The 1,400-nt window shown below is 75.9% G+C and carries 5 protein-coding genes; all 5 read right to left on the bottom strand.

Annotated elements, in window-relative coordinates; all coding sequences use genetic code 11:
• A partial coding sequence (locus tag ADY01_RS35685) for a LuxR C-terminal-related transcriptional regulator (protein ID WP_049581052.1) occupies positions 1 to 319 on the bottom strand: 319 nt, incomplete at its 3' end.
• Positions 316 to 537, bottom strand: a complete 222-nt coding sequence (locus ADY01_RS35680; RefSeq protein WP_159001656.1) for a hypothetical protein — start codon at positions 535 to 537, stop codon at positions 316 to 318. The genes ADY01_RS35685 and ADY01_RS35680, both read right to left, overlap by 4 nt.
• Positions 534 to 752, bottom strand: coding sequence for a hypothetical protein (locus ADY01_RS35675; protein ID WP_159001654.1), 219 nt, complete (start codon positions 750 to 752; stop codon positions 534 to 536). The genes ADY01_RS35680 and ADY01_RS35675 overlap by 4 nt, the downstream gene beginning before the upstream one ends.
• Positions 745 to 1,128, bottom strand: coding sequence for a DUF4326 domain-containing protein (locus ADY01_RS35670; protein ID WP_049581047.1), 384 nt, complete (start codon positions 1,126 to 1,128; stop codon positions 745 to 747). The genes ADY01_RS35675 and ADY01_RS35670 overlap by 8 nt, the downstream gene beginning before the upstream one ends.
• The coding region (locus ADY01_RS35665) for a hypothetical protein (protein ID WP_234320555.1) at positions 1,125 to 1,400 on the bottom strand (276 nt) is incomplete at its 5' end. The genes ADY01_RS35665 and ADY01_RS35670, both read right to left, overlap by 4 nt.

Genomic DNA, 1,400 nt, shown 5'->3' with positions numbered 1-1,400 from the left:
GGGCGGTGGTGCGGAGGGTGTGGCGGTAGGCGCGTTCGCCGGCGCGGCAGGCGTCGCACGGGTCCTCGCCGCGGCGGCGGTGCGCCTCGTAGCTCGCGTGGTCCCCGTGCCGCTCGCGGCGGAGCAGCCCGGCGCCGTGGGCGAGGTGCACGGCGTGCGCCAGGCTCCGGGCGCCGAGTGCGGCCCGCAGCGCGGCGGAGTGGACCCGCACCGTGACCACCGCCAGGCCCAGGGCGCGGGCGATCTGCTGGTGCGTCTGCCCGTCGGCGACCCGGCGCAGGATCTCCAACTGCCGCGGCGTGAGCGCCGGGGCGGTCACCGGGCGCCTGCTTCCCAGTGCGCCGGGCAGACGTAGCGTCCGCCGGGACGCTGGTGCCACCCCTTGGCCTGATAGTCCTGCTCGGCCTGGCGCACCGTGCTCGGGGAGGCGCCGGCCACGTACAGGTCGGGCATGGTGGTCTCGTGGCACTCGGCGTCGCCTGGCAGTTCGTCGACGACGTCGCAGGACAGCCAGACCCAGCGGTGCGCGGCCATCACGCGCCACCCCCCGCGGCGGGGTCCTGGCGGCGGGCCGCGGCGAACGTGTCGTTCGCGGCGCGGAGGATCGCGACGAGTTGACGCGTCGCCGCGAACGGCGAGTTGCGGTTCGCCGAGGCCAGGTCGTCGAGGATGTCGGCGATCTCGGCCTCGTCGATCTCGATGTGGATGCGGCGCTGTCCGGCGATCCGGTTCATATAGATCCGTTCAGGCACTGGGCACCTCCGTCGGCGCGTTGACCGCGGTGAGCCAGACGCCCCCGTGGCAGGGCGTGCCCACGGCGCACCAGCACGCCAGGTCCCGCCCGGCCAACTCGGAGCGCGCGGCGGCCAGCAGCTCGGACTGCTCGGGTGCGTGGACCCAGGCGCGGAACTCCTCCGTAGCGGCGCGGGCCGCGCTCTCCTTGGTCGCGTGTGCGCCGCACAGGCGCCCGTCGAGGAGCAGCAGGCTCCACACGCCGCCGATGCGGATGATGCGGAACGGGTTGCCCCAGCGGCCGTAGTCGCCTCGGCCGCGGCCGACGTACACCGCGGCGGCGGGCGTGCGGGCGCCGGGGGTGCGGCGGCGCTGGATACGGGACGGGGCGCTCACAAGGCACCGCCGGCGGCGTTGAGCTCGTCGCGGCACTCCACGCAGTCCAGCCGGGCACTCGGCAGGGCGTGGCCGCGCGCGGCGGCCAGCACCTCGGCGTCGGTCGCGTCGCCGACGAGGTGGCCGTTGTCGCAGTAGCGCTTGAGGGTGATGCCGGTGACGGCCGCGAGCGCCACGGCGGCGAACGCGGGCGGCTCGTCGGGGTGGCCGGTTGTCGGGTCGGGGGTCACGGTCTGCTCCTGCGTGTGTGGGCGGGGTGTGTGGGTGGCCAC

It is taken from the genome of Streptomyces sp. SBT349 (genome assembly GCF_001083795.1).
Taxonomy (GTDB): Bacteria; Actinomycetota; Actinomycetes; order Streptomycetales; family Streptomycetaceae; genus Streptomyces.
This window is presented reverse-complemented; position numbering and strand designations above follow the sequence as displayed.